A 20,402-nucleotide genomic window follows, 5' to 3' on the forward strand; every position below is an offset into this window, starting at 1 on the left:
TGCGGGGCAGCGGCCCCGCCGGGCGGGGGCGCGGGAAGCCACGCGAGGAGGCCCGCCGGGGCCGGACAGGTCGTCACCGTCCTGAGGGGGCTGCCCCGATCGCGGCCGGGCCACTGGCCGGTGTGCGGTACCGGGGCGGGGCCGGGCGCCGTCAAGGGGGGGCATTGCCGGGGTGCCGGGGCGCGGCCTACGCTGGCGGCGGTCGTTCGTCATTCCGATCATCCGTTGAAATATCGAACCGCGCAGGGAGGGGGCTGGCGCCATGGGACGCCTCGTACCCGCAGTCACCCGGGCTCTGGACATCCTGGAGCTCTTCCTCGACGGCGACGGCACCCTGTCCGCGCCCGAGATCGTCCGCAAGCTGCAACTGCCCCGCACCACCGTGCACGAGCTGGTGACCACACTGGTCGCCCGCTCCTACCTCGTGCCCCTGCCGGACACACCGGGCCGCTACCGGCTGGGCGTCCGCCCCTACCAGCTCGGCAGCCGCTACGCGGAACAGCTCGACCTGGCGGCGGAGGGCCGGCAGGTGGCCCGGCTGGTCGCGGAGACCTGCGACGAGACGGTGCACGTCGCCATCCTGGAGGACACCGACGTCATCTACATCGCCAAGGTGGACTCCACCCACGCGGTGCGGATGGTATCCGCCGCGGGCCGCAGGCTGCCCGCGCACTGCACCTCGGTCGGCAAGATGCTGCTGGCCTCGCTCCCGGAGGCCGAACTCGCCGCGCGGATCCCGGACGACGCCCGCCTCAGCGCGATGACGCCGAACAGCATCACCGACCCGGCCGCGCTGCGCACCGCACTCGTGGAGATCCGGGCCCGCGGCACCGCGGTCGAAAGCCGTGAGTCGAACCCGGACGTGAGCTGCGTGGCGGCCCCCGTGCGCGACCGCTCGGGACGGGTCGTCGCCGCGCTGTCGATCTCCGTGCCGATGAGCCGCTGGAGCGACGAGCGGCGCGCGGAGCTGGCGAGGCTCGCCGCCAAGGGCGCCGCCGACCTGTCGGAGCGACTCGGGTACCGGGGGGTGTGAGGTGATGGGCAGCGCTTTCGAGGTCGCCGTACCGGCCCGGGCCACCCTCGGCGAGGGCCCCACCTGGGATCCGGCCGCCCGGCGGTTGATCTGGGTCGACATCCTCGGCGCCCGGGTCCACGGCTTCGACCCCGTCTCCGGCCGCCGCACGGTCTGGGCCACCGAGCAGCACGTGGGCGCGGCCAAGCCCCGCGCGGGCGGCGGCCTGGTCGTCAACCTCCGCGACGGTGTCGGCGCCTACGCCCCCGCGGGCCCCGGCGGCGACGGCCCGCCCGGTGCCTTCCGCTGGCTGCACCGCGCACCGGTGCCCGGCGTACGCGGCAATGACGCGGCGGTCGGCCCGGACGGCTCGCTGTGGGCCGGCACCATGGACTACGGCGAGGCGCCGGGGCGCGGCTCCCTGACCCGCATCGCCCCCGACGGCACCGCGACCCGTGTCCTCGACGGGGTCACCGTCAGCAACGGCATCGGCTGGAGCCCCGACGGGCGCCTGATGTACTACATCGACACCCCCACCCGCCGCATCGACGTCTTCGACGTGGCGGACGGCGGCGCACGGGTCACCGGCCGGCGGGAGCTGGCCACCGTCGAGGAGGGCGCCGGGTTCCCGGACGGGCTCACCGTCGACGCGGAAGGCTGTGTGTGGGTGGCGCTCTGGGACGGCGCGGCGGTGCGCCGATACACGCCGGCCGGCCGGCTCGACCGCGTGGTGGAGCTGCCGGTGCGGCGGCCCACGGCGGCCGCTTTCGGCGGCGCCGGCCTCACCGACCTCTACATCACCACCGCCCGCGCCGGGCTCAGCGCCCCGCACCCGCTGTCCGGGTCGCTGCTGGTGGTCCCTGACGCGGGCCGGGGCCTGCCGCAGCCGTCCTTCGCGGGCTGAAACAGGTGTGGAATTGCCATATGACGGGCGCCGGATCGAGGGTCGGGAAGCCCTGCGTGCATACTTCGGTTCTCGGCCGGTGGACCGCTTGTCCCGGCGGATGTCGTGTAGCGGTCAGTGAGGTGACGGCTGAAGGGGTTGGACTATCCGTTGTGTGCTTCGAGCTCGGTCGCCAGCGTCTGTTGGGTGGCCGCCCACGACGCCAGGAGCGCTAGATTGTCAGCGGTCGGTGTGCCCGCAGGTGCGGTGTAGACGTTGAGGTGCAGGCCGGGTTCGGTGGGCAATACCAGGGACTCGACGTCCAGGTCGAGCCGGCCGACGATCGGATGGCGCACACGCTTGCGGCCGGACCGGTGCAGCCGCACGTCCTGAGATGCCCACCGCTGCCGAAACAGCTCACTGCACGTCGACAGTTCGCCGACCAGGGCAATCAGCTCCTCGTCGTGCGGATTGCGGCCGGATTCCATGCGCAGCTTCGCGGCCACGTCACCGGCAATTCGGTCGTAGTCGACAAAGAAATCTCTGGCCGCCTCGGGGCTCAGATAGACGAACCGCGCTGCGTTCGCGGGCCGTCGCGGGTCGGCCAGCACCGGTGAATACAGCGCGCGAGCGAGTTGATTCATGGCGAGCACGTCGTAACGGCCGCTACTGATCCAGGCCGGCGCATCGGAGATCGCGTCGAGCACCTGCTGCAGCGTCGGGCGCACCGTCACGGCAGGCCTCCGCCGGCGTGGGCTGCTGGGGACCGTGGACTGGCGCGCGAGGTGGAACAGGTGGTCGCGCTCGGCTTCGTCGAGTTGCAAGGCAGAGGCCAACGCGTCGAGCACGCCATCGGAGGCACCAGCGAGGCTGCCGCGCTCCATGCGCACGTAGTAGTCGACCGATACGCCCGCCAGTAGCGCTACCTCCTCGCGGCGCAGACCTTTGACCCGACGGTTGCCGCCGTAAGCGGGCAGGCCCGCCTGCTCGGGTGCGATGCGGGCGCGACGCGAACTGAGGAACTCCCGGATCTCGGTGCGTAGATCCACCGTAGCCATCCCCTCACCGTAAGCCCGTCCGCAGCCTAAGGAGTACCCGTTGCGGTCGTCGCGACGCCGCCGTCCACCGGGATGATGGCGCCCGTGAGGTAGGACCCGGCCCGGCTGGCGAGAAACACGGCGATACCCGCCATGTCGTCGTCGCGGCCGAGCCGGCGCAGAGGGGCCGCCGCTGAGATCGTGTCCCCGATGGCATCGAGCGTGGACGCCATCATCTGCGACGGGAACACTCCCGGTGCTACCGCGTTCACCGTGACGTGCTGTGGGCCCAGCTCCCTGGCGAGCACTCTGGTGAGTTGATGGAGTGCTGCCTTGCTGCTGGCGTACGAGTAGTTGGGCGCCTGGGCGACGTGGATGGCGGCGATACTGCCGATGTTGACGATCCGCGCGGGATCATCGGCGGTGCCCGCCCTGCGAAGTGCGGGGAGCAGCGCCTGCACGAGCCAGAACGGCGACTTGAGGTTGAGGTCGATCACTGCGTCCCAGCCCTCGTCCGGGAACGTCGCCAGCGGCTCGCGCCACATCGCTCCCGCGTTGTTGACAAGGATGTCCAGAAAGCCCGAGTCGGCCTTGACGAGATCAGCGAGGCGCTGACACTCGTCGCGCCTGGACAGGTCGGCGGGAATTGCTCTGACGTCGCCGAATTCGGACAACAGTTGCTGTGCCTCCGCGCACGCGTCTGCCTTGCGTGAGCTGATAACGACGCGGGCGCCCGCCTGGAGAAGGCCGCGCGCTATCATCATCCCAATGCCCCTGGTGCCGCCAGTGACAAGGGCGTACTTCCCACTCAGATCGAAGAGTTCTATGTGAGTGGTGAATTGGTCGTCCGCCATTGGTCTCCGTCCCTATTGTCGCGGGAAGAATGCGCCCGCACGGTAGCGCGTTCGGTGCAGCCGGAATTGAACTGATGAGGGTAGAGCTTCAGTGCGTGCCCATGGAGTTTTGCCGTTTTCGGCTCAACCAGGTTGACAAGCGTCTTGGACGGCTGGAAGACCCTGGTGATACAGGTACTGTGAGAGCCCCCCTGCCCGGCGCTGTGGACTTGCGCGTTCGAGGTCCTTCTCGTCGCCAGCTCGGCGGTCTTGGTCTGGAAGAAGCGTCGGAGGTCCGGGTGCTGGTGAGTCAGGTGCCAGTGCTTGACGTTGGCTTCGATGGCCAGTTGAGAGACGTGAAGGCGGCCCGCACCCATCCCCTGGTGCGGGCCGCCGCTCTCGGCGGGTCCCGCCCGGCAGGACCCGCGGGGCCGCCCGTGCCCCGACCGCCGTCACACCAGGCGCACGACGTTCCAGGACAGCGGTTCGAGAACCGTGCGCAGACGACCCTCCGCGAGCGTGGTCCCGGCCACCGGACGGGGTGTCACACGATCGGGCGCATCACGGGTGTTGCGGGCCTCGGGGTCCGCGTCGGCGAGGACGGTGTGCTCGACCACCCGGGTCACCCCGAGGCCGTGCAGGGTCACGTCGAGGGGCAGCGATCCGTGCTGATCGCGGTTGACCGCGAAGACGGTGACGGCGCCGGTGTCCGGGTCCCGCACCGCCGTCGCCTGTAGCAGCGGCACCTCGCCGTACGCCGCGGTGCGGTGTGCCGGCGCCCTCACCCGGACGTCGAGCACCTGGCCGCGACCGTACCGGGAGACCTGTGCGAAGGGGTGGAAGGTGGTCTGCCGCCAGGCCGGACCGCCGGGCTCCGTCATGATCGGCGCTATCACGTTGACCAACTGCGCCAGGCACGCCACCCGCACCCGGTCCGCGTGCCGCAGCAGCGCGATCAGCAGCGATCCGACGACGACGGCGTCGGTGACCGAGTAGTGGTCCTCCAGCAGCCGCGGCGCCTCGGGCCACTCGGCGGAGGGTTCCGCGGTGGCCTCGTGGAACCTGCTCATGTACCAGACGTTCCACTCGTCGAAGGAGAGGTCGATCCGCTTGCCCGACTTCAGCCGGGCGCCCACGTGGTCGCAGGTGGCGACGACGTTCTCGATGAACGACTCCATGTCCACGGCCGAGGCCAGGAACGAGTCGCGGTCGCCGTCCACCTCCTCGTAGTAGGCGTGCAGCGAGACGTAGTCGACCAGTTCGTAGACCTCTTCGAGGACGGTGGCCTCCCAGGCGCCGAACGTGGGCATCGCCTGGTGGGAGCTGCCGCAGGCCACCAGTTGCACGGCCGGGTCGAGACGGCGCATGGCGCGCGCCGTCTCGGCGGCCAGCCGGCCGTACTCCCGGGCGGTCTTGGCGCCGATCTGCCAGGACCCGTCCATCTCGTTGCCCAGGCACCACAGCCGGATCCCGAACGGCTCCTCGTCGCCGTGCGCCCTGCGCAGCCCGGACAGCTCGGTGCCGCCAGGATGGTTGGCGTACTCCTGGAGCCGCAGCGCGTCGGCGACGCCGCGCGTGCCGAGGTTCACGGCGAGCATGGGCTCCGCCTCCGGGCCGAGGCGGCGTACGAAGGCGATGAACTCGCTCAGCCCGAAGCGGTTGGTCTCGGTGGAGTGCCAGGCCGGATCGAGGCGGCGCGGGCGCTCCTCGACGGGGCCGACCGAGTCCTCCCAGCGGTAGCCGGAGACGAAGTTGCCGCCCGGGTAGCGCACGGTGGTCACGCCCAGCTCGCGGACCAGCTCCAGGACGTCGGTGCGCAGCCCCGCCCCGTCGGCCGCCGGATGGCCCGGCTCGAAGACGCCCGAGTACACACAGCGCCCCAGGTGCTCCACGAAGGAGCCGAAGAGCCGCGGGTCGACCTCGCCGACGGTGAAGTCGGCGTCCAGGGTGAAGCGGGCGTTTCCGGCGGCGTGGGAGGCGGCGTCAGGCACGGAAGAGGTACTCCGTGGTCGAGCGGTAGGTCTCGCCGGGACGCAGCACCGTCGAGGGGAACGACGGCTGGTTCGGCGAGTCCGGGAAGTGCTGGGTCTCCAGCGCGAGCCCGTCGCCCTGCCGGTAGAGGCGGCCCGAGGTGCCGAGCAGGGACCCGTCGTTGTCGATGGAGTTGCCCGAGTAGAACTGCACGCCGGGTTCCGTGGTCGCGATCCGCACGGTGCGCCCCGAGCCCGGGTCGCGCAGGACGGCGACCTGCCGGGGCCGGGCGGTGATGCCCTTGTCGAACACCCAGTTGTGGTCGAACCCGCGTGCCCTGCGGAGCTGGTCGTGGTCGGCGCGGATGTCGCGGCCCACCGGCTTGCCCGCTCTGAAGTCGAACGGGGTGCCCCTGACCTGCGCGAGTTCGCCGGTGGGAATGAGCGTGGCGTCGACGGGGGTGTAGCGGGAGGCGTCCAGGGCCAGCTCGTGCCCGTAGACGTCGCCGCTGCCCTCACCGGCGAGGTTGAAGTAGGTGTGGTTGGTGAGGTTGACGACGGTGGGCTTGTCGGTGGTCGCCAGGTAGTCGATGCGCCAGCTCGCGTCCGCGGTGAGGGTGTAGGTGACGCGCACCGTGAGGGTGCCCGGGTAGCCCATCTCGCCGTCCGCGCTGACGTAGTCGAGGACGAGGCCCACGCCGCTGCGGTCGGCGAACGGGGCCACGTCCCACACCCGCTTGTCGAAGCCCTGGGTGCCGCCGTGCAGGCTGTTGTCGCCGTCGTTCTGCGGCAGTTGGTACCCGGTGCCGTCCAGGGTGAAGCGGCCGTGCGCGATGCGGTTGCCGTACCGGCCGATCAGCGCTCCGAAGTAGGTGGTGGACGCCAGGTACTCGTCGAGCGTGCCGAAGCCGAGGGCGACGTTCGCGTACCGGCCCGAGCGGTCGGGCAGCTCCAGGCTCTGGACGGTGCCGCCGTAGCTCAGCACCTTCATGCGGATGCCGCCGTGCTCCAGGGTCCAGCGGTCCACCGCGGTGCCGTCGGGGAGCGAGCCGAAGGGCTCCTTCGTGGGGACGCGGCCCGTTCGGCTCCCCGCCGGGGCGGTCCCCGCGGCGCCGGTGGCGGCGCGGGCGGTGCCGCCTGCCGCGGTCGTCGCGGCGGCGGTGCCCGCCGCCCCGGCCAGGATGGTGCGCCTGCTCGTGGTCATGTGCAGCTCCTGCCTTCCTCGATGTTCTGGTTGCCGTTCCGACCGGAGGCGGTCCGGGCGGGCCCGGCGGCTCCGCCGGGGCCCGCCGCGCGTCCCCCGCGCTCCTGCGAGGCGGGCGCGCCCCGTCAGGGGCGCGGGTGACCACGACGGGACCGGCAGTCGCCGCCGGCCCGGGGGGACTGCTCGGGGCGCGGCCGGACCACCGCGGCCGGTGGACGGCCGCTCGCGCCCCGCGGCGCGGCCACGCCACGGGGCGCGAGCGCCGCGGCCCCGCGGGCACCCGGGGGCGCCGTGGGCCGCGAAGGGCCCCTACCGTCCTGCCCTGCGCTTGTTCCATACGTCGAAGCCGACCGCGGTCAGCAGCACCAGGCCCTTGATGACCTGCTGGTAGTCGGTTCCGACCCCGACCAGCGACATACCGTTGTTGAGCACGCCGAGGACCAGGCCGCCGATCACCGCGCCCAGCACCGAGCCGACGCCGCCGCTCATCGACGCACCGCCGATGAACGCCGCGGCGATCGCCTCCAGCTCGAAGTTCAGACCCGCGTTCGGTGTCGCCGCGTTCAGCCGTGCCGCGTAGACACAGCCCGCGAGGGCCGCGAGCACGCCCATGGTGACGAAGACCAGGAACGTCACCCGCTTGTCCTTCACGCCCGAGAGCATCGCCGCGGCCTTGTTGCCGCCGAGCGCGTACACGTGCCGGCCGACCACCGCGTTGCGCATCACGTAGCCGAGCCCGATCAGCAGCGCGCACATGATCAGCAGCACCACCGGCACGCCGTGGAAGCTCGCCAGCGTCAGCGTGAACGCCACCACCGCGGCCGTGATCGCCCCGCACTTGAGCGCCCACAGCCCGACCGGCACCACTTCGAGCTCGTACCTGAGCTGCCGCCGCCGGTCGCGCCACTGCTGCACCAGCAGCCAGACCACCACGACCAGGCCGATCACCAGGGTCGGGTTGTGGTACTGGGTGTAGGGGCCCATCTCCGGGATGAAGCCCTGCGCGATGTCCTGGAAACCGCCGGGGAACGGGGCGATCGACTGCCCTTCGAGGATGATCTGCGTCAGGCCCCTGAAGAGCAGCATCCCGGCCAGCGTCACGATGAAGGACGGTATGCCCACGTAGGCGATGAAGAACCCCTGCCAGGCCCCGGCCACCGCGCCGATCAGCAGGGAGAGCAGCAGCGCCGGCACCCACGGCATATCGTTCTTGATCATCAGGACGCCGGCCACCGAGCCCACGAACGCCACCAGCGAGCCCACCGACAGGTCGATGTGGCCCGCGATGATGACGATCATCATGCCCATGGCAAGAATAAGGATGTAGCTGTTCTGCTGGACCAGGTTGGAGACGTTGTTGGGCAGCAGCAGGGTGCCGTCCGTCCATATCTCGAACAGCACGACGATGAAGGCCAGTGCGACCAGCATGCCGTACTGGCGCATGTTCGTGCGCAGGCTGTGCAGCAGGGCCGTTCCGGTGGACGGGATGACCGCCTGCGGGACCGGCGGATCGCTGGGCGGTGTGGTCGTGGTGCTCATGAGCTGCCTCGGCTTCCATCCATGGTCATCTGACGCATCAGCACTTCCTGGGTGGCCTCCGCGCGGCTGACCTCACCGGTCAGCCGGCCCGCGGCCATGGTGTAGATCCGATCGCACATCCCCAGCAGCTCGGGCAGCTCCGAGGAGATGAACAGCACCGCCTTGCCCTGCGCCGCCAGCCGGTCCACGACCGTGTAGATCTCGTACTTGGCGCCGACGTCGATGCCGCGCGTCGGCTCGTCGAGGATCAGCACCTCGGGCCCGGCGTGGATCCACTTGCTCAGCACGACCTTCTGCTGGTTGCCGCCGGACAGCCTGCCCACCTCCTCGAAGACGGTGGGCGTCTTGATGTTCATCGACGACCGGTACCGCTCGGCGACCCGCCGCTCCTCGTGCTCGTCGACGATGCCGTGGCGCGCCAGGTGCGGCAGGGACGCCAGCGAGACGTTGCGGTGCACCGTGTCGATGAGGTTCAGGCCGTAGCGCTTGCGGTCCTCGGTGACGTACGCGATGCCGGCCGCGACCGCCGCGGGCACCGTGCGGGTGTCCGCGGGCCGGCCGTCCACCTCCACGGCACCGGCCACGTACTGCCCGTAGGACCGGCCGAAGACCGACATCGCCAGCTCGGTGCGGCCCGCGCCCATCAGCCCGGCGACCCCGACGATCTCCCCCCGCCGCACCGTCAGCGACACGTCGTCGACGACCGTGCGCTGGTGGTCCACCGGGTGCCGGACCGTCCAGCCCGTCACCCGCAGTGCGACGGTGCCGGCGTCCTCGCCCTCGTAGGCGGTGCGGTCCGGGAAGCGGTGGTCCAGGTCGCGGCCGACCATGCCCCGGATGATCCGGTCCTCCGAGACCTCCGGCTCGGCGTCCGGGGCGGTGCGCACCGGCAGCGTCTCGATGGTGCGGCCGTCGCGCAGGATGGTCACCGTGTCCGCGATCCGGCGGACCTCGTTCAGCTTGTGCGAGATGAGGATGCAGGCGATGCCCGTCTCGCGCAGCTCGCCGATGAGGCCGAGCAGCGCCCGGCTGTCCTCGTCGTTGAGCGCGGCCGTCGGCTCGTCCAGGATCAGCAGCCGCACCTCTTTCGAGAGCGCCTTGGCGATCTCCACAAGCTGCTGCTTGCCGACGCCGAGGTCCGCCACCGGCGTGGCCGGCTTCTCGCGCAGCCCCACCCTGGCCAGCAGCCGCGCCGCGCTGCGCTGCGTCCCGTTCCAGTCGATGACGCCGCGGCGGGTCTGCTCGTTGCCGAGGAAGATGTTCTCCGCGATCGACAGGTAGGGCACCAGCGCCAGCTCCTGGTGGATGATCACGATGCCGCGCTGCTCGCTCGCCCGGATGTCCCTGAACGCCACCGGCTCGCCGTCGAAGAGGATCTCCCCCTCGTAGCTGCCGTGCGGGTGCACTCCGCTGAGCACCTTCATCAGCGTCGACTTGCCGGCACCGTTCTCACCGCACACCGCGTGGATCTCGCCGCGCCGCACCGTCAGCCGGACGTCGGAGAGCGCCTTGACGCCCGGGAACGTCTTGGTGATGCCGCGCATCTCCAGCAGCGGCCGGCCGCCGGCGCCGGCCGGGGCCCCGTCCGCCCCGGGCCCGTCGTGTGCCCCGGGTCCGTCGTGCGGCTCGGGTGCGCCGCCCGCCCTTGGCCCGGTCATGAGAGCTGCTTCTTCGTGTAGTAGCCCTGGTCGACAAGGAGCTTTGTGTTCGACTTGTCGATGGAGACCGGGTCGAGCAGGTACGACGGCACGATCCGCTTGCCGTTGTCGTAGTCGGTGGTGTTGTTGACCTCCGGCTTCTTGTGGTTGAGGACCGCGTTGCCCATCTGCACGGCCTGCGCGGCGAGCTTGCGGGTGTCCTTGAAGATGGTCTGCGTCTGCTCGCCGCGGATGATCGACTTCACCGACGCGAGTTCCGCGTCCTGGCCGGTCACCACCGGCAGCGGGTGGTCCTTCGTGCCGTACCCGGCGCTCTTGAGCGCCGAGAGCACACCGATCGAGATCCCGTCGTACGGCGAGAGCACCGCGTCCACGTCCTGCGTGCCGTAGTTCTTGGTCAGCAGGTCGTCCATCCGCTTCTGCGCGGTGCCGCCGTCCCAGCGCAGCGTGAACGCCTGGTTCATCCGGGTCTGCCTGCTGCGCACCACGAGCTGGCCCGAGTCGAAGTACGGCTTCAGCACCTTCATGGCGCCGTTCCAGAAGTACTTGGTGTTGTTGTCGTCGGACGAGCCGGCGAACAGCTCGATGTTGTACGTGTGCCCCGACCCCTTCTCCGGCTTCTTCAGCCCGAGCCTGTCGAGGATGTACTGCCCCTGGAGCCTGCCGACCCGCTCGTTGTCGAACGATGCGTAGTAGTCGACGTAGGGCGTGCCGAGGATCAGCCGGTCGTAGGAGATGACACGGATGCCCTGGTCGTGCGCGCGGGCCAGGACGTCGGTGAGCGCGCGCCCGTCGATGGCGGCGATCACCAGCAGCCGGTCGCCCTTGGTGATCATGTTCTCGATCTGCGAGACCTGGTTCTCCACCTGGTCGTCGCCGTACTGGAGGTCGGTCCTGTACCCGGCCTTCTGGAACTGCTTCGCCATGTTCTCCCCGTCGGCTATCCACCGCTCCGAGGACTTGGTGGGCATGGCGATGCCGATGGTGCTGCCCTTGGCGCTGTCCGGGTGGTAGCGGCTGCCGCCCTTGGCCTCCTGGCCGCAGGCGGTGACCGAGGCGGCGAGCAGCAGCCCGAGCGCGGCCGCGGCGGCGCGGCGGGCCGGGCGCCGCGGCCTTCGGGCGGATGCCGCGGCGGGCGGCCGCGGGGTAGTGGACGTGCGGGTGCGCATGGTCAGTTCCCTTCCGGTGGCTGGGGAAAGCGCCTGAGCCCGCCGGGCAGCCGGGAGCCGAGCGGCGACATCCCGCCGTCGGCGCCGTGCCGTGCCAGCAGATCGAGGACGAGACGGCCGCGCCGCACCCGCTCGCGTGCGGTGGCCAGCGTGACGTCCCGCAGATGGGCCCCGTACGGGTAGATCGCGGGTGCCTTGGAGACGCCGAACTTCAGGTAGACGGGCGCACCGCGCCGGACCAGCTCCGCCGCGTCGTACATCCGCACATAGCCGCCGAGGTCGTCGGGCGCCTCCACGTAGAGGTCGAGCGGGGCGCGGGCGACCCTGCGGATCTCGGTGAAGTGCTGGAGGGTCAGGTCCGAGGGAACGTTGACGGAGTCGGCGCCCAGGCCCTCCCAGACCGCGTACGAGGCCGGGTTCACCGGGCCGACCAGCGCCGACACCTTGAACGTGGTGTCCGCGGGCAGGGCGCCCGACGCACGCATCCTGTGCAGCGTCCACAGCACGCCCTCGTCCGCGACGAGCACGCACTTGACGCCCAGTTCGGTGGCGCGCAGCGCGTCCTCCACGCAGCCCGCGAGTGCGTCGTGGCCGCGGGCCCGCAGGCCGCCGCCGCCGGACGGGCTGCGGGTGGAGGCCCCGGTGTCCCAGGTGCCGCGCGGCCCGGTGAACAGGCACAGCTCGACGTCGTGCTCGGCGCAGGCCGCCACCATCTCGCCGATCTCGGAGTCGGTGAGCATCCACACCCCGCTGCCCTGGCTGATGCGGTGCACCGGCACATCGAGCCGAGCGGCCTCCCGCAGGACCGTGGCCAGGGCCTCCGGGCCCTCCACCGAGGGGATCTCGGTGCGCCACGTGCCGCCGTCGGGGAAGGCGTGCGGGGAGGCGTCGGCGTCGAGGAGCGGGGGCCCGGCCAGGCCGAGCGCGTCGAGCGCCCGCTCGCCGGGCCGTCGGGGTGCCGCGTGGGGCTTGTCGGTCACGGGCTGTCCTTAGCGTTCGTGGTGATGTTCGCGGTGATGTCGTTGCGGTGATCGGGGCGGTGATGGGGGCGGGCGGTGGGAGACCTGGTGGGCAGGGCCCGGTGGCAGGGCGCGGTGCTGAGGGGCCTGGTGGAAGGGACGGGTGGAGGAGCGGCCGTGGCCTGGCGGACGGGGGAGCGTGCCGGGTGGGGTGCGGCGGCCGGTCAGGGCCTGAGCAGGACCTTTCCGGTCTCGGGGGCGGCGGCCTCGACCAGTTCGATGGCTTGGCCGAAGTCCCGCAGCGGCAGTTCGTGGGTGATCAGCGGCGCGGGCGTGAGGAGCCCGGCGCCGAAGGCGCGCACGGCGTGCGCCCAGGCCGCCGGTGGCGCCCCGAACACCGTCAGCACCGTGATCTGCCGCACCACCAGGTCCGTGGGATCGAGCCCGGCGGCCCCGGGGCCGGGGATGCCCGCGAGCACGAGGCGTCCGCCGCGCCGCAGCAGCGCGGCCGCCTCGCGGGCGGCTGCGGCGGATCCTGCGGTCTCCACGACCACGTCGAAGCCGCCCGGGAGGTCCGTGCCGTCCGTGCCGTCCCGCACATGGAAGCCGCCGGCCCCCAGGCCGAGCGCCAGCGCCCTGCGGTGGTCGTGCACGCCGACGGCCAGCAGCTCGGCGGGGGAGGAGGCCGCGAGGAACTGCACCGCCAGCATGCCCAGCGTGCCGGTGCCCACCACGGCGGCCCGCTCGCCCGGGTGCACGTCCGCCTTCAGCGCGGCGGCCGCGACACAGGCGGCGGGCTCCAGCAGGGCGGCCGCGGACAGGTCGGCACCGTCGGGCAGCGGATGCAGGAGCCGGGCGGGCAGGGTCAGGGTGGCGGCCATGGCGCCCGGCCGGGTGAAGCCGGTCTCCTCGTACCCGGCGGTGCACAGCGTCGTCTCGCCCGTACGGCACCGTGCGCACACCTGGCAGTTGCGGAACCCCTCACCCACGGTCTTGCGCCCCACCAGCTCCCCTGGCACCCCGGGGCCGACCGCCAGGACGGTGCCCGACCACTCGTGCCCGGGCACCAGCGGATAGCGCACGTAGCCGTCGGGCCGCTGCCCCCGCAGGATCTCGCGGTCGCTGCCGCAGATCCCGCACGCGTGCACCCGCACCAGCGCCTCGCCAGGTCCCGGCGGCACCGGCTCGTGCCGGACGAGGCGGTGGGTGCCCGGCGCCTCCACCAGTACCGCCTCGCCCGGCACCCCGCCCTTGCTCACCGCGGACCACCGGCACCGCGCGCGGCCCGCGCGGTGCCTTTGGGGGCCCGCTTCTCCCAGCCCTCGGCCCACAGGTCGAACCGCGCCTGCTGCTGCGGGAACTCGGCCGCCGCGTCGGTGTCCAGCTCGACGCCCAGCCCCGGCGCGGTCGGCAGCTCGAAGCAGCCGGTCTCCGGGTCGACCTGCGGTGCGCCCTTGACCACCTTCTTGATCTCGGCATCCGCGAAGTCGTTGAAGTGTTCGAGGATCTTGAAGTTCGGTGTGCAGCCGGCGACGTGCAGCGAGGCCGCGGTGAGGACCGAGCCGCCGACGTTGTGCGGGGCGAGCAGCATGTAGTGCGTCTCGGCGGTGGCCGCCAGCTTCCGGGTCTCCAGGATGCCGCCGATGTGGCCGACGTCGGGCTGGATGATGTCGGCGGCCTGTGCCTCGAAGAGCTCGCGGAACTCGATGCGGTCGTGGATCCGCTCGCCGGTCGCGATCGGCATCTCCACCTTCTGCGCCACCTTCGCGAGGGCCTTGAGGTTCTCCGGCGGCACCGGCTCCTCCAGCCAGGCCGGGTGGAACGGCGCCATCTCGCGGGCCAGCCGCACCGCGGTGGCGGGCGAGAAGCGGCCGTGCATCTCCAGCATCAGCTCCGCCTCGGGACCGATCGCGTCCCGCACGGCCTCGATCAGCGAGACCGCGTACCGCGTCTCGGCGTGGTCGAGTTCGAAATGGCCGGTTCCGAACGGGTCGATCTTCAGGGCGCGGTAGCCGCGCTCCACCACGGCCCGCGCCGCCTTGTGGTAGGCGTCCGGGGTGCGCTCCGTGGTGTACCAGCCGTTCGCGTACGCCTTCACCCGGTCGGTGACCCGGCCGCCGAGCAACTGCCACACCGGTACGCCGAGCGCCTTGCCCTTGATGTCCCAGCAGGCCATCTCGACGACGGCGATGCCGGACATCACGATCTCACCGGCCCGCCCGTAGTCGCCGTACTTCATCCGGCGCACCAGGTCCTCCACGGCGAACGGGTCGGAGCCGGCGAGGTGGTTCGCCTCCGCCTCCCGCAGATAGCCGACCAGGGCGTCGGTGCGGCCCAGCATCCGGGTCTCACCCACTCCCGTGAGGCCCTCGTCGGTGTGCACCTGGACGTAGGTGAGGTTGCGCCAAGGCGTTCCCACCACATGCGTGCTGATTCCCGTGATGCGCACGGTAGCTCCCCAGTGCTGCTCGCTGACGGCGCGTCGGCCGGCCCGGGCATGTTCGATATTTCGTCATACGTTCGAAATGCTGGCGTGACAGTAGAGACGCGACACCGGGGGTGTCAATGGTTGTGTACCACCCGGGCGGGTCCCCGCAAGGCCCCTGGCGGGGACATATCGCGATGTGAGGGACCTGTCACCGCGGACTGGTGGGACGGCACACCGGCATCCCTTCCCCCTGCACACAACTTTCACAGCCGTGGCTTTCTTCACGCCATGCGCGCGTCCTAGCCTTCGTGCGTCATGGACTACTGCCACCCGTGCCGCAGGCACCTCAACGGCGCCTATGCGTGCCCTGGGTGCGGGACGCCCGCCGAGGACTGCCGCGCTTACGCCGAGACGCGCGCCGACGGCACCGCGGCCCCTGTCGACGGCGCCTGGGAGGGCGAGGAGGAGGCCGAGGACGTCCGCGCGGGCCACCGTGGACGCGCGGGCCGCAGGGCGGTCCACCGGCGCAAGCGGCGCAGGGCACTGGTCGTCGGCGCGGGCCTGGTGCTCGCGCTGGGCGCCCTGAGCCTGGCCGAGATCCATATCGAGACACCGTTCAGGAGCGCCGACAACGCCTCGGCTCCGGACGGTTCCGATGCCGCACCCGCCGACGACGGCACCCCCGGCGGTGCCGGCTCGTCCGGCAGCGCCCCGTCCGCGGGCGCCCCGGAGGCCGGCGTCACCTCTGCCGCCTCGTCGGCGTCCGGCCCGGATGCCGAGAAGGGCGAGGACGCCAAGGGCGGCGCGGACGGCAAGGGCGGCGGTGACGGCGGGAAGGGCGGTGGCGACGGCCGGGGCGAGGACACCCGGCCCCCCGCCCCCGGTGGCACCCCGACCTCCGCCCCCGGCGCCCCCGGCGGCGGCTCGCAGGACCCCCCTCCCCCCACCGCCTCCCAGCCGCCCCCGTCCCAGCCCCGGCCGAGCCCGTCCCGCTCGTGCACCTGGGTCATCGTGTGGGTGTGCGACTAGGACTTGTCCGGGCGGTCATGTTCGCAGCCGGGTGACCAGGGTTGCTGCTGTGGCGGTGCCGAGGAGGACGTGTCCGCGCTCGTCGTAGCGGGTGGCGACTGCCCGGGGCTGTTTCGGCCGGCTGATCGCCGGTTCGACGGTGCTGCGCTACTTGTGGCCGGTCTTCGTTGCCGGTCCAAGCACCGCCACCGGTGATCACCCAGCTCGCCGCCGCGTCGCACTCGCTTACGGTGCTCAACGCACCCCTGGGCGGATGCTGGAGCCGTCCAGCGCGGGCGGTGCCGTGTGTGCACTGGCCGTGTGCGAAGGCCGGCGAGCGCGCGGGTCCGCGTCGTGTTCAGTCGAGCAGGCGCAGCGCCTGGTCGACCGTCGCGCGCAGTTCTTGCGGGTCCTGGCCGGCGCGGTGGCGCACCCGGAGGCCGGTGAGGATGGTGAACAGCAGGTCGGCGGTGGCGTCCGCGTCGAGGTCGGCCGGCAGTTCGCCGGTGGCGATGCCGCGACGCAGCAGCTCGGCGACGGCGGTCTTCGTGCCGTCGAAGGCCGCGCGCACGCGCCCTTCCGTTTCCGGATCGTCGGTGCCCAGCTCGACGGCGGTGTGGACGACGAAGCAGCCCGGCAGCTCGGACGGGGCGACCATCGAGGTGAGCCAGTCGCGCAGTGCCGCGCGGACGGGCCGGCCGTCCCCCAGGGCCGCGGCGGCGCGTGCGGACTCGGATGCCTGGTAGTGGTCCAGCGCGCGCAGGAACAGTGTGTGCTTGTCGCTGAACGCCCGGTAGAGGCTGCTCGGGTTGAGCGTGAGCGCCTCGCTCAGGTCGCGTGTGGATGTGGCGTGGTAGCCGTGCCGGTGGAAAACCTCCGCGGCGCGCGCGACCGCCTGCTGCTCGTCGAACTCCCGGGGCCGTGGCATGCGTCCATCCTACCCAAGTTGTGGAACAGTCGCTCCCGTATTAGTGTGTGGGTCATACGGGAGCGAACGTTCCCGAACTAGGAGGCAGTGATGAGCGACAAGGTGGCCGTTGTCAGCGGTGGGACGAAGGGCATCGGTGCGGCGGTCGTCGAGCGCCTGCGCAAGGACGGTTACGCCGTCGTCACGGGCTCCCGCTCGGCCGTGCCGGAGCAGCGCGACGACCTGACCGTGGTGCGCGCCGACCTGTCGACGGCCGAGGGGGTGCAGGCGCTCGCCGAGGCGGCGCTCGTGCGCGGGCGGGTGGACGCGCTCGTCAACAACGTCGGGCGGTTCGGCGCCCGGAGTTCCTTCCTCGATGTCACCGACGAGCAGTGGGAGCAGGGGTTCGCCGCCAACGTGCTGTCGGCCGTGCGGCTCACCCGTGCGCTGCTGCCGGCCCTGCTGGAGCGCGGCGGGGCGATCGTCAACGTTTCCTCGATCAACGCACGACTGCCGTTCCCCATGGTCGTCGACTACTCCGCGCACAAGGCCGCGCTGACCAACCTCACGACCACGCTGTCGGAGGAGTTCGCGCCGCGAGGCGTCCGGGTCAACGCGGTGTCGCCCGGGCCGGTCCGCACGCCAAGCTGGACAGGTGACGGGGGGATGGCCGACGGCATGGCCGCGGCGTCGGGCGCCACGCGCGAGCAGATACTGGACGAGGGCGTGCCGGCGAGCATGAACATCGCGCTCGGCCGGATGGGCGAGGCCGAGGAGGTCGCCGCGGCCGTCGCGTTCCTGCTGGGGCCGGAGGCGCGGTGGATCACCGGCACGGATCTCGTGATCGACGGAGGCATCATCAAGACGGCGTGACAGTGGCCTGGGCCGACCGGTCCAGTGGTCGCCGTCATGGCCGCACGACCGCTTGCGTCCGCTAACCCGCATCCTCTCCCAGCATGCGGCGCAACAGCCCCCGCAGCAGCAGCCGCTCCTGCCGGGAGAGCCCGGCGAGCGGCTCGCGGGCGAAGTCGAGGGAGTCGCGCAGGCTCCGCGCCGTGCGCGCGCCCTCCCGGGTGGGTGCGGCCAGCTTCACCCGCCGGTCGGCCGGATCGGGGCGGCGCTCGACCAGGCCCCGCGCCTCCAGGCGGTCGATGATTCCGGTCACGTTGGACGGCTCGCACTTCATGGCCCGGGCGATCCGGCGCATCGGCAGCGGTTCCACGCTCAGCAGGCTCAGTATCCGCGCCTGGGCTCCCGTCAGCGCGTGCCGGGCCGCCGCCTGCTCGTACTCCTGGTGATAGCGCGCCACCACACTGCCGATGAGGTCGACGACCTCAACGGTCAGCGGGTCGGTCCGCGCGGCAGGGGTGGTCGTCATGCCCCACAGGGTACCCGTTTACTTGACAACATGAAATATCTACGAGCATGGTGTTTCAGAGGCTGAAGCTTTTGCTCGCCGCTTCCCTCTCCGGAACCGTGGAGAGGGAAGCGGCGGCCTCGGTTCGAGGAAAACCGCGTTGTCACAGGAGGCCTTCCACCATGTCCGGCACCACCGCCCCGTCCCCGCAGCTCCCCACCACCGGCCGCGCCTGGCACCTGGTGCGCCGCCCCCACGGCTGGCCCGTCCCGGAGGACTTCGCGCTGCGTGAAGAACCGGTGGCCGCGCCGGCCGAGGGCCGCATCCTGGTCCGCAACCTGCACTTCTCGGTGGACCCGTACATGCGCGGCCGGATGAACGACGTGAAGTCCTACGTGCCGCCGTTCGAGCTCGACCGTCCGATGGACGGCGGCGCGACCGGCGAGGTCATCGCCTCCGCGGCCGACGGCTTCGCCCCGGGCGACCTCGTGGTGCACGGCCTCGGCTGGCGGGAGTACGCGGAACTCGACGCGCGGGCCGCCACCAAGGCGGACACCTCGCTCGCGCCGCTCTCCGCGTACCTCGGCGTGCTCGGCATGACCGGCCTCACCGCGTACGCGGGCATGGTGGAGGTGGCCTCGCTCAAGCCGGGCGACGCGGTCTTCGTCTCGGGCGCGGCCGGCGCCGTGGGCAGCCAGGCCGGGCAGATAGCACGGCTCAAGGGCGCCTCGCGGGTGATCGGCTCGGCCGGCTCGGACACCAAGGTCAAGCTGCTCCTCGAGGAGTACGGCTTCCACGCGGCGTTCAACTACAAGGACGGACCGGTGGCCGAGCAGCTCAAGGAGGCCGCGCCGGACGGCATCGACGTGTACTTCGACAACGTCGGCGGCGAGCACCTGGAGGCGGCCATCGGCCAAATGAACCCACACGGCCGTGCGACCCTCTGCGGCATGATCGCCCAGTACAACACCACCGAGCCCACCCCGGCGCCGCGCAACCTGGCTCTTGCGATCGGCAAGCGGCTGCGCCTGCAGGGCATGCTCGTCACCGACCACGCGGCGCTGCAACCGCGCTTCGTCGAGGAGGTCTCCGGCTGGCTGCGCTCGGGCGAGCTGCGCCACCACGAGACGTTCGCCGAGGGCATCGAGAAGGCCGTGGACGCCTTCCTCGGCATGCTCAGGGGTGAGAACACGGGGAAGATGGTCGTCAGCCTGGGTGGCTGAGGCCCGCCCGTGCGGCGGGTCGGCCACGGGCGCGGTGGAGCGAAGGGGCCGGGCCGTCGGGCTCGACCCCTTCTCCCTACGGGGCCCGGAGTTCGCCGTGCTTCACGGCGGTGACGAAGGACGACCAGTGGTGCGCCGGTATGGCGAGCACGGGCCCGTACGGGGTCTTGGAGTCGCGGACGGGGACGGTGCCGGATCTGCGGGCGGCGGCGGGGGCCCATTCGAGGCAGTCGCCGCCGTCCCCGTTGCTGTACGTGGACTTGACCCACCCCGTCGCGGAGTGAAGAGGGTAGTTGTTCATGCGGATAACTCCTCCATGACTGTTCGGATGAACGATGCCGTCTCGCCCGGCGGCAGGGCGTAGGTCCTGAGCAGGTCGTACTTGTCCCGGCAATCGCAGACGGTCTCCTCGTCCTCGAGGAGCACCCCGGTGACGATGCTCTCGTCCCAGGCCACTGACGTGCCGTCGTCGAGGGTCATGAGCTTCAGTGTGCCTCCCATCAAGGCATGTTCACCGTTGCGGAACGGTAGGAGCTGGACGACTGTCGTTCGGGTGTCCGCCACGTCCAGTACGGCGGCCAACTGCTCCCGCATCACTGCCGGGCCTCCGACAGGACGCCTCACCACCGCTTCGTTGAGGATGACGGAGAGCCGGGGCGGAGAAACCGACCGCAGACGCTCCTGACGGCTCAGCCGAGCCGCGACGAGTTCCTGGATCCCCTCGTCACTCGCCTGTGGCTTGCTGACGCGGAAGAGCGCCTGTGCGTAGGCAGCGGTCTGGAGGAGCCCTGGCACGAGTTCCCCGCTGTACACCTCGATCAACTGCGCCCGAGCCTCCATCCGCATGCTCCTCCGGTACTGCTCCGGATGGATCTCCTGGCTCTGCCGGACCAGTTCGCTCAACCGGTCGAAGAGGCCGTCCGTGCCGAAGAGCCGGTCCAGGGCGGCGGACAGGCCAGGTGGCGGCAGCATCTCCGCGGTCTCCACGCGGTGCAACTGGCTCTTGCTGTACGGGATCCGCGCGGCCAGCGTGTCGAACGACATCTCCGCACCGGTGCGGTGGCGGCGCATTTCCGCGCCGTAGAAATCCCTGTTCGAGCGGTACGGCGTCAGCTCGCGCAGCGGACGTGCCATGTGAACCCCCATTGTTCCAGGGCGGCGTCGGGATGCCCGCCCTCTTCAGATCGTACGTACGCGGGACGATGCTCGGATTAC

At 71.5% G+C, this 20,402-nt stretch carries 19 protein-coding genes and 1 pseudogene; 6 read left to right on the forward strand and 14 right to left on the reverse strand.

The window, feature by feature from the left end:
- Window positions 1-262: 262 nt before the first annotated feature.
- From IE313_RS23230 to IE313_RS35405, 3 genes and pseudogenes are all read left to right on the forward strand, one after another.
- On the forward strand, window positions 263-1,033 hold the full coding sequence (locus tag IE313_RS23230; RefSeq protein ID WP_189935386.1) for an IclR family transcriptional regulator: 771 nt from the start codon (window positions 263-265) through the stop codon (window positions 1,031-1,033).
- Window positions 1,034-1,037: 4 nt separating this feature from the next.
- Window positions 1,038-1,916 (forward strand): SMP-30/gluconolactonase/LRE family protein, encoded by an 879-nt coding sequence (locus tag IE313_RS23235; protein ID WP_189935388.1) that lies wholly within the window; start codon window positions 1,038-1,040, stop codon window positions 1,914-1,916.
- 16 nt (window positions 1,917-1,932) lie between these two features.
- Window positions 1,933-2,019, forward strand: a pseudogene (locus IE313_RS35405) (nuclear transport factor 2 family protein); the annotation flags it as partial.
- A 40-nt stretch (window positions 2,020-2,059) separates the two neighbouring features.
- Here IE313_RS35405 and IE313_RS23240 read toward each other — a convergent pair.
- From IE313_RS23240 to IE313_RS23285, 10 genes are all read right to left on the reverse strand, one after another.
- Complete coding sequence (locus tag IE313_RS23240) at window positions 2,060-2,953, reverse strand: helix-turn-helix transcriptional regulator (protein WP_189935390.1); 894 nt, start codon at window positions 2,951-2,953, stop codon at window positions 2,060-2,062.
- A 26-nt stretch (window positions 2,954-2,979) separates the two neighbouring features.
- Window positions 2,980-3,786: an SDR family oxidoreductase gene (locus IE313_RS23245; RefSeq protein ID WP_189935392.1), complete on the reverse strand. Its 807-nt coding sequence runs from the start codon at window positions 3,784-3,786 to the stop codon at window positions 2,980-2,982.
- Between the two features lie 431 nt (window positions 3,787-4,217).
- Window positions 4,218-5,756, reverse strand: a complete 1,539-nt coding sequence (gene arfA, locus IE313_RS23250; RefSeq protein WP_189935394.1) for an arabinosylfuranosidase ArfA — start codon at window positions 5,754-5,756, stop codon at window positions 4,218-4,220.
- Window positions 5,749-6,939, reverse strand: a complete 1,191-nt coding sequence (locus IE313_RS23255) for an aldose epimerase family protein (protein ID WP_189935396.1) — start codon at window positions 6,937-6,939, stop codon at window positions 5,749-5,751. The genes arfA and IE313_RS23255 overlap by 8 nt, the downstream gene beginning before the upstream one ends.
- 309 nt (window positions 6,940-7,248) lie before the next feature.
- On the reverse strand, window positions 7,249-8,478 hold the full coding sequence (gene mmsB / locus IE313_RS23260) for a multiple monosaccharide ABC transporter permease (protein WP_189935398.1): 1,230 nt from the start codon (window positions 8,476-8,478) through the stop codon (window positions 7,249-7,251).
- Window positions 8,475-10,136 (reverse strand): multiple monosaccharide ABC transporter ATP-binding protein, encoded by a 1,662-nt coding sequence (gene mmsA / locus IE313_RS23265; RefSeq protein ID WP_189935400.1) that lies wholly within the window; start codon window positions 10,134-10,136, stop codon window positions 8,475-8,477. Before mmsA ends, mmsB begins: the two co-directional genes overlap by 4 nt.
- Window positions 10,133-11,305 (reverse strand): multiple monosaccharide ABC transporter substrate-binding protein, encoded by a 1,173-nt coding sequence (gene chvE, locus IE313_RS23270; protein ID WP_189935402.1) that lies wholly within the window; start codon window positions 11,303-11,305, stop codon window positions 10,133-10,135. Before chvE ends, mmsA begins: the two co-directional genes overlap by 4 nt.
- A gap of 2 nt (window positions 11,306-11,307) precedes the next feature.
- Window positions 11,308-12,285 (reverse strand): hypothetical protein, encoded by a 978-nt coding sequence (locus tag IE313_RS23275; protein WP_189935404.1) that lies wholly within the window; start codon window positions 12,283-12,285, stop codon window positions 11,308-11,310.
- A gap of 203 nt (window positions 12,286-12,488) precedes the next feature.
- Window positions 12,489-13,523: a zinc-dependent alcohol dehydrogenase gene (locus IE313_RS23280; RefSeq protein ID WP_229924876.1), complete on the reverse strand. Its 1,035-nt coding sequence runs from the start codon at window positions 13,521-13,523 to the stop codon at window positions 12,489-12,491.
- Window positions 13,520-14,713, reverse strand: a complete 1,194-nt coding sequence (locus IE313_RS23285) for a mandelate racemase/muconate lactonizing enzyme family protein (RefSeq protein ID WP_189935408.1) — start codon at window positions 14,711-14,713, stop codon at window positions 13,520-13,522. Before IE313_RS23285 ends, IE313_RS23280 begins: the two co-directional genes overlap by 4 nt.
- A gap of 294 nt (window positions 14,714-15,007) precedes the next feature.
- Between IE313_RS23285 and IE313_RS23290 the strand changes: the two genes are divergently transcribed.
- Window positions 15,008-15,721 (forward strand): SCO2400 family protein, encoded by a 714-nt coding sequence (locus tag IE313_RS23290; protein ID WP_189935409.1) that lies wholly within the window; start codon window positions 15,008-15,010, stop codon window positions 15,719-15,721.
- Window positions 15,722-16,058: 337 nt separating this feature from the next.
- On the opposite strand, the gene IE313_RS23295 is transcribed toward IE313_RS23290, so the two are convergent.
- Window positions 16,059-16,628: a TetR/AcrR family transcriptional regulator gene (locus IE313_RS23295; RefSeq protein WP_189935412.1), complete on the reverse strand. Its 570-nt coding sequence runs from the start codon at window positions 16,626-16,628 to the stop codon at window positions 16,059-16,061.
- 90 nt (window positions 16,629-16,718) lie between these two features.
- Between IE313_RS23295 and IE313_RS23300 the strand changes: the two genes are divergently transcribed.
- Window positions 16,719-17,480, forward strand: a complete 762-nt coding sequence (locus IE313_RS23300) for an oxidoreductase (RefSeq protein WP_189935413.1) — start codon at window positions 16,719-16,721, stop codon at window positions 17,478-17,480.
- A gap of 61 nt (window positions 17,481-17,541) precedes the next feature.
- On the opposite strand, the gene IE313_RS23305 is transcribed toward IE313_RS23300, so the two are convergent.
- The gene (locus IE313_RS23305; protein WP_189935414.1) at window positions 17,542-17,985 is read right to left on the reverse strand and encodes a MarR family winged helix-turn-helix transcriptional regulator; all 444 of its coding nucleotides are present in this window, start codon (window positions 17,983-17,985) and stop codon (window positions 17,542-17,544) included.
- Window positions 17,986-18,146: 161 nt separating this feature from the next.
- On the opposite strand from IE313_RS23305, the gene IE313_RS23310 reads away from it, so the two are divergent.
- Window positions 18,147-19,187 carry an NADP-dependent oxidoreductase gene (locus IE313_RS23310; protein WP_189935416.1) on the forward strand — a complete coding sequence of 347 codons (1,041 nt, stop codon included), beginning with the start codon at window positions 18,147-18,149 and terminating at the stop codon, window positions 19,185-19,187.
- A gap of 76 nt (window positions 19,188-19,263) precedes the next feature.
- Here the strand turns inward: IE313_RS23310 and IE313_RS23315 are convergent, their stop codons facing one another.
- On the reverse strand, window positions 19,264-19,488 hold the full coding sequence (locus tag IE313_RS23315; RefSeq protein WP_189935418.1) for a DUF397 domain-containing protein: 225 nt from the start codon (window positions 19,486-19,488) through the stop codon (window positions 19,264-19,266).
- A complete protein-coding gene (locus IE313_RS23320; RefSeq protein ID WP_189935421.1) occupies window positions 19,485-20,321 on the reverse strand; it encodes a helix-turn-helix domain-containing protein in 837 nt (278 codons plus the stop codon). The genes IE313_RS23315 and IE313_RS23320 overlap by 4 nt, the downstream gene beginning before the upstream one ends.
- Window positions 20,322-20,402: the final 81 nt, after the last annotated feature.

It is taken from the genome of Streptomyces sulfonofaciens (assembly GCF_014656295.1).
Classification (GTDB): domain Bacteria; phylum Actinomycetota; class Actinomycetes; order Streptomycetales; family Streptomycetaceae; genus Streptomyces; species Streptomyces sulfonofaciens.

What these genes read in the sequence shown, in the direction of transcription:
- IE313_RS23315 (WP_189935418.1), bottom strand. Translation starts at nt 19,488, where the DNA reads ATGAACAACTACCCTCTTCACTCCGCGACGGGGTGGGTCAAGTCCACG.
- IE313_RS23230 (WP_189935386.1), top strand. Translation starts at nt 263, where the DNA reads ATGGGACGCCTCGTACCCGCAGTCACCCGGGCTCTGGACATCCTGGAG.
- IE313_RS23255 (WP_189935396.1), bottom strand. Translation starts at nt 6,939, where the DNA reads ATGACCACGAGCAGGCGCACCATCCTGGCCGGGGCGGCGGGCACCGCC.
- IE313_RS23305 (WP_189935414.1), bottom strand. Translation starts at nt 17,985, where the DNA reads ATGACGACCACCCCTGCCGCGCGGACCGACCCGCTGACCGTTGAGGTC.
- mmsA (WP_189935400.1), bottom strand. Translation starts at nt 10,136, where the DNA reads ATGACCGGGCCAAGGGCGGGCGGCGCACCCGAGCCGCACGACGGACCC.
- IE313_RS23240 (WP_189935390.1), bottom strand. Translation starts at nt 2,953, where the DNA reads ATGGCTACGGTGGATCTACGCACCGAGATCCGGGAGTTCCTCAGTTCG.
- IE313_RS23235 (WP_189935388.1), top strand. Translation starts at nt 1,038, where the DNA reads ATGGGCAGCGCTTTCGAGGTCGCCGTACCGGCCCGGGCCACCCTCGGC.
- IE313_RS23300 (WP_189935413.1), top strand. Translation starts at nt 16,719, where the DNA reads ATGAGCGACAAGGTGGCCGTTGTCAGCGGTGGGACGAAGGGCATCGGT.
- IE313_RS23320 (WP_189935421.1), bottom strand. Translation starts at nt 20,321, where the DNA reads ATGGCACGTCCGCTGCGCGAGCTGACGCCGTACCGCTCGAACAGGGAT.
- IE313_RS23290 (WP_189935409.1), top strand. Translation starts at nt 15,008, where the DNA reads ATGGACTACTGCCACCCGTGCCGCAGGCACCTCAACGGCGCCTATGCG.
- IE313_RS23245 (WP_189935392.1), bottom strand. Translation starts at nt 3,786, where the DNA reads ATGGCGGACGACCAATTCACCACTCACATAGAACTCTTCGATCTGAGT.
- IE313_RS23310 (WP_189935416.1), top strand. Translation starts at nt 18,147, where the DNA reads ATGTCCGGCACCACCGCCCCGTCCCCGCAGCTCCCCACCACCGGCCGC.
- IE313_RS23295 (WP_189935412.1), bottom strand. Translation starts at nt 16,628, where the DNA reads ATGCCACGGCCCCGGGAGTTCGACGAGCAGCAGGCGGTCGCGCGCGCC.
- mmsB (WP_189935398.1), bottom strand. Translation starts at nt 8,478, where the DNA reads ATGAGCACCACGACCACACCGCCCAGCGATCCGCCGGTCCCGCAGGCG.
- chvE (WP_189935402.1), bottom strand. Translation starts at nt 11,305, where the DNA reads ATGCGCACCCGCACGTCCACTACCCCGCGGCCGCCCGCCGCGGCATCC.